Origin of the sequence: Micromonospora chersina, assembly GCF_900091475.1 — a bacterium.
GTDB lineage: Bacteria > Actinomycetota > Actinomycetes > Mycobacteriales > Micromonosporaceae > Micromonospora > Micromonospora chersina.
The window spans coordinates 64,904-71,312 of record NZ_FMIB01000002.1; the positions used below are offsets into that span (position 1 = coordinate 64,904).

Genomic DNA, 6,409 nt, shown 5'->3' on the forward strand with positions numbered 1-6,409 from the left:
AGGTGACAGTGGTGTCGGGACAGGAGCCCCGCGAGCTGACCGCCGCCCAGCTCGGCGTCTGGTACGCCCAGCAGCTGGCGCCGGAGAGCCCGGTGTTCAACGTGGGCGAGTATCACGAGCTGCACGGCGACGTCGACGTCGACCTGCTGGTCCGGGCGCTGCGCGGGGCGCTGGCCGAGGCGGACGCCCTGCGGCTGCGCTTCCGGGTCGACGGCGGCACGCCCCGGCAGCACGTCGCCGACCCGGTGCCGCACCCCGTCCACGTCGCCGACCTCAGCGCCGAGCCCGACCCGCGGGCCGCCGCCGAGCGGTGGATGGCCGACGACCTGGACCGCCCGGCGGACCTGCGCGACGGCCCGCTCTGCGGGTTCGCGGTGTTCCGCATCGCCCCGGACCGGGTGCTCTGGTACCAGCGCGCCCACCACCTCCTCCTCGACGGCGGCAGCCTGGCCGCCCTGGCCGCCCGGGTCGCGCAGCGGTACACCGCGCTCGCCACCGGCACGGCCGAGGGGGCCCCGCTGCCGCCGCTGTCCGTGCTGCTCGACGCCGACCGCGCGTACCGGGAGTCGCCGGAGCGGGACCGGGACCGGCGGTACTGGCGCGACGCCCTCGCCGAGCTGCCGGACAGCGTGACCACCGGCGGGGAGCACCTGCGCCGGCTGCCCCCGCGCCCGCTGCGGCACCGGCACGACCTCACCCCGGACACCGCGGCCGGCCTGCGCGCCGCCGCCCGCCGGCTGCGTACCGGCTTCGCCACCCTGGCCGTGGCCGCCGCCGCGCTGCTCCAGGCGCGCACCACGGGGGAGCGGGACGTGGTGGTCGGCGTGCCGGTCGCCGGCCGGACCACCCGCCGCGAGCTGGGCGTGCCCGGGATGACCTCGAACGTGCTGCCGATCCGGCTGCGGGTCCGGCCGGCGGCCACCGTCGCCGAGTTCCTGCGGGAGACCGGCGAGGCGGTCCGCGCGGGCCTGCGCCACCAGCGCTACCAGCACGGCGAGATCCTCGGCGACCTCGGCCTGGTCGGCCGGGGCTCGCTGCGCGGCCTCACCGTCAACGTGCTCACCCTGGACCGGCCGCTGCGCTTCGGCGACACCGTGGCCACCCGCACCGGCCTGGCCGGCGGCCCCGCCCACGACGTCACCGTCGACCTGTACGAGCGGGCGTCCGACGGGACCATGCAGACGCTTGTCGAGCTGAACCCGGAGCTGCACGAGCCGGACGCCGGCGCGGTGATCTCGCGCCGGTTCCGGACCGCCCTGGCGCTGCTCGCCGGCGCCGCGCCCACCGACCGGGTCGGCCGGCTCGACCTGCTCGACGCCGACGAGCGGCGGCGGGTGGTCGTGGAGTGGAACGACACGGCCGCCGACGTGGGCGCGGAGAGCGTGCCGGCCCGGTTCGCGGCGCGGGTCGCGGCCGACCCCGAGGCGGTCGCCCTGGTCTGCGGTGACCGGCGGCTCACCTACCGGGAGCTGGACGCGCGGGCCAACCGGCTGGCCCGGCTGCTGCGCGAGCGGGGTGCCGGGCCGGAACGGGTCGTGGCGCTGTGCCTGCCCCGGGGTGCCGAACTGGTCACCGCGATCCTGGCCACCTGGAAGGCCGGCGCCGCCTGGCTGCCCGTCGACCCGGACCTGCCCGCCGAGCGGGCGGCCCACCTGCTGCGGGACAGCGGCGCGGTGGTCCGGGTGTGCGCCGGCCCGCAGCCGGCCGACGGTCCGGCCGCCACGGTCGACGTCCACGACCCGGCCCTGGCCGCCCTGCCCACCACCGCCGTCGGGATCGAGCCGCTGCCGGCGCAGGTGGCGTACGTGATCTACACGTCGGGCTCGACCGGGCTGCCCAAGGGCGTGGCGGTCACCCACGCGGGGCTGGCCAACTACCTCGGCTGGGCGGCGGGCGCGTACGCCACCGGCGGCGGGGCGCCGCTGCACTCGTCGCTGGCCTTCGACCTGACCGTGACGAGCGTGCTGCTGCCCCTGGTCACCGGGTCGGCCGTCGTGGTCAGCGAGGAGGGTGGCGCGACCGGGCTGGCCTCGCTGATCCGGACCGAACCCGGCTTCGGTCTGGTGAAGGTGGTGCCGGGTCACCTGCCGCTGCTGGCCGAGCTGCTGCGGCCGGAGGAGGCCGCCCGCTCCTGCCGGACGCTCGTGGTCGGCGGGGAGGCGCTGCCCGGCGCCGACGTCCGTGCCTGGCTGGACCGGTCGCCGGAGTCGGTGGTGGTGAACGAGTACGGCCCGACGGAGACGGTCGTCGGCTGCTGCGTGTTCCAGGTGGCCGCCGGCGACCCGGTGGCGGATGTCGTCCCGATCGGCCGGCCCGTCGCGAACACCCGGCTGTTCGTGTTGGATGAGGCGTTGCACCCGGTGCCGCCGGGCGCGGTCGGCGAGCTGTACATCGCCGGCGCCCAGGTGGCCCGCGGCTACCCGAACCGTCCCGGGCTGACCGCGTCGCGCTTCGTGGCGTGCCCGTTCGTGGCCGGGGAGCGGATGTACCGCACCGGTGACCTGGCCCGCTGGACGGCTGACGGTCAGCTCGTCTTCCTGGGGCGCACCGACGACCAGGTGAAGATCCGCGGCTACCGCGTCGAGCTGGACGAGGTGCAGGTGGCCGTCGCCGCCCACCCGTGCGTGGCCCAGGCCGCCGTCGTGGCCCGCGCCGACGCCGCCGGCGAGCGGCAGCTCGTCGGCTACGTCGTACCCGCCGACCGGGAGGCCGACCCGCGCGCCCTGGCCGACGCGGTCCGCGCCGACCTCGCCGACCGCCTGCCGCACTGGATGGTGCCGGTCGCCGTGGTGGTGCTGGACGCCCTGCCCCTGGCCCCCAGCGGCAAGGTCGACCGCCGGGCCCTGCCCGCCCCCGACCTCACGGCCACCGCCGGCCGCGCGCCCGCCGACCTCCGCGAGGAGGCGCTCTGCCAGGTGTACGCCGAGGTGCTCGGCCTGCCCCGGGTCGGGCCGGACGACGACTTCTTCGCCCTCGGCGGGAACTCGCTGCTCGCCGTCACGCTGCTGGAGCGGCTGCGCTCCCGCGGGCTGTCCGTGTCGATGCGCACGCTGTTCCGCACCGCCACCCCGGCGCGGCTCGCCGCCGAGGCCGGGCCCGAACCGGTGCCCGTGCCGCCGAACCGGATCCCGGCCGGCGTCACCGCGCTCACCCCGGCCATGCTGCCCCTTGTCGACCTCGACGAGGACGCGCTCGCCCGGCTGGTCGCCGCCGTGCCCGGCGGCGCCGCCAACGTCGCCGACATCTACCCGCTCGCCCCCTTCCAGGAGGGCCTCCTCCTGCACCACCTCACCCGCGGCGAGCACGAGGTGGACGTCTACCTCTCCTCGGCCGTGCTCCGCTTCGACTCCCGGCCCGCGCTCGACGGCTTCCTCGACGCGTTCCAGCGGGTGGTCGACCGGCACGACATCTACCGCACGGCCATCGTCTGGGAGGGGCTGCCCGAGCCCGTCCAGGTGGTGCTCCGCGCGGCCCGGCTCCCGGTCGAGGAGACCGTCCTCGACCCGGCCGGCGGCGACCCCGCCGACCAGCTCATGGCCGCCGGCCTGCCCCGGCTGCCGCTCGACCGGGCCCCGCTCCTGCGGTTCCGGGTCGCCGCCGAGCCGGGCACCGACAGGTGGCTGGCGCTGTGGCAGGTGCACCACCTGGTCCGCGACCGGACCACCACCGAGGTGCTCTTCGCCGAGCTGCGGGCGTTCCAGGCCGGACGCGGCGACGACCTGCCGGCGCCGCTGCCGTTCCGGGACTTCGTGGCCCGGCTGCGCGCCGGCGCCAGCCGGGCCGAGCAGGAGGCGCACTTCGCCGCGCTGCTCGGCGACCTCACCGAGACCACCGCCCCGTACGGGCTGGTCGACGTGCACGGCGACGGCAGCGGCATCACCCGCGCGCACACCGTCATCGACGGCCCGGCCGCCGCCCGCGTCCGCGAGGTGGCCCGCGCCCGGAACCTCAGCCCCGCCACCGTCCTGCACCTCGCCTGGGCGCGGGTGCTCGGCGCCGTCTCCGGCCGGGACGACGTGGTCTTCGGCACCGTCCTGTTCGGCCGGATGCAGGCCGGCGCCGGCGCCGACCGGATCTCCGGGCCGTTCCTCAACACCCTGCCCGTGCGGGTCCGCCTGCGCGGCACCGTCGCCGACGCCCTCACCGCGCTGCGCGACCAGCTCGCCGAGCTGCTGGTCCACGAACACGCCCCGCTCGCCGTCGCCCAGCAGGCCAGCGGGGTACGCGGCGGCAGCCCGCTGGTCACCTCGGTCTTCAACTACCGGCACGGCGCCACCGTGCAGGAGGCCGACGTCGACCTGCCCGGCGTCGAGCTGCTCACCGCCGAGGAGCGCACCCACTTCCCGCTCAACGTCTCCGTCGGCGACCTCGACCGCGGCTTCGCGGTCACCGTCGACGCGGTCGCCCCGGCCGAGCCGGCCCGGATCGCCGCCCTGCTGGAGACCGCCCTGGACGGCCTGGTCACCGCGCTGGCCGACGCGCCGGACACGCCGCTGCCGGCCGTCCCGGTGCTCGACGCCGAGTTCCGCCGGCGGGTGCTGGTGGAGTGGAACGACACCGCCGCCGACCTGGGCGCGCAGACCGTGCCCGCCCGGTTCGCGGCGCGGGTGGCGGCCGACCCGGACGCGATCGCCGTGGTGTCCGGCACCGACCGGGTCAGCTACCGCGAGCTGGACGAGCGCGCCAACCGGCTCGCCAACCATCTGCGCTCCACCGGCGTCGGCCCTGAGTCGACGGTCGGCATCTGCCTGCCCCGCGGCACGGCCGCCCTGGTGGCCATCCTGGCCACCTGGAAGGCCGGCGCCGGCTACCTGCCGATCGACCCCGGCTACCCCGCCGAGCGGGTCGGGTTCATGCTCACCGACAGCCGCGCCGCCGTGCTGCTCGGCACCACCGACCTGCTCGACGAGCTTCCCGTCGGCCCGGTCCCCACCGTGGACCTGGACGACCCCATGGTGGCCGCCACCCTCGCCCTGTGCCCGCCCACCGCGCCCGAGGTCCGGCTGCTGCCGGCCCAGGTGGCGTACGTGATCTACACGTCGGGGTCGACCGGGCTGCCGAAGGGCGTGGCGGTGACCCACGCCGGGCTCGACAACTACATCGCCTGGGCGGCGGGCGCCTACCGGATGGCCGCCGGCGGCGGGGCGCCGCTGCACTCGTCGCTGGCCTTCGACCTGACGGTGACGAGCGTGCTGCTGCCGCTGGTCACCGGCTCGGCCGTGGTGGTGAGCGAGGACGGCGGGGCGACCGGCCTGGCGTCGCTGATCCGGGAGACCGCCGGCTTCGGCCTGGTCAAGGCGGTCCCCGGCCACCTGCCCCTGCTCGCGGAGCTGCTGACCGCCGAGCAGGCCGCCCGGTCCTGCCGGACGCTCGTGGTCGGCGGCGAGGCGCTGCCCGGCGCGGACGTCCGCGCCTGGCTGGACCGGTCGCCGGACTCGGTGGTGGTCAACGAGTACGGCCCGACCGAGACCGTTGTCGGCTGCTGCGTGTACGAGGTCGCCGCCGGCGACCCGGTGGCGGACGTGGTGCCCATCGGCCGCCCCATCGCCAACACCCGGCTCTACGTGCTGGACGACGCGCTGCACCCGGTGCCGCCGGGCGTGGCGGGGGAGCTGTACATCGCCGGCGCGCAGGTCGCCCGCGGCTACGCGAACCGCCGCGGGCTGACCGCGTCGCGCTTCGTGGCGTGCCCGTTCGTGGCCGGGGAGCGGATGTACCGCACCGGTGACCTGGCCCGCTGGACGGCTGACGGTCAGCTCGTCTTCCTGGGCCGCACCGACGACCAGGTGAAGATCCGCGGCTACCGCGTCGAACCCGACGAGGTGGCCCAGACGCTCACCGGCTGCCGGGGCGTCTCCCGCGCCGCCGTGATCGCCCGCGAGGACGTCCCCGGCGACCGGCGCCTCGTCGCGTACGTGGTGCCCGACGACCCCGACGCCGACCGCGACCGCCTCGCCGGCGCCGTCGGGGCGCACGCCGCCGCCCGGCTCCCCGACCACCTCCGGCCCGACGCCGTCGTGCTGCTCGACACGCTGCCGCTCACCTTCAACGGCAAGGTCGACCGGGCCGCCCTGCCCGCCCCCGACCACGCCACCGGCGGCGGAGCCGACCGCGGCCCTGCCAACGCCCGCGAGGCGGCCCTCTGCGGCGCCTTCGCCGAGGTGCTCGCCGTGCCCACGGTCGGCGTCGACGACGACTTCTTCTCCCTCGGCGGTCACTCGCTGCTCGCCACCCGGCTGGTCAGCCGGGTCCGCGCCCTGCTCGGCGAGGAGCTGCCCATCGAGGAGCTGTTCGCCACCCCCACCCCGGCCGAACTGGCCGCCTGGCTGGCCGCGAACGCCGACCACGCCGCCGACACCCGACCCGCACTGCGCCCGATGCGCCACAGGGAGGCGTCCTCGTGATTCCC

1 protein-coding gene is annotated in these 6,409 nt (G+C 77.1%); it reads left to right on the forward strand.

The features are described from left to right. The first annotated feature begins 11 nt into the window (after positions 1-11). Entirely contained in the window at positions 12-6,404 is a 6,393-nt protein-coding gene (locus tag GA0070603_RS00350) for a non-ribosomal peptide synthetase (protein ID WP_167544458.1), read from the forward strand. The last annotated feature ends 5 nt before the right edge of the window (positions 6,405-6,409 follow it).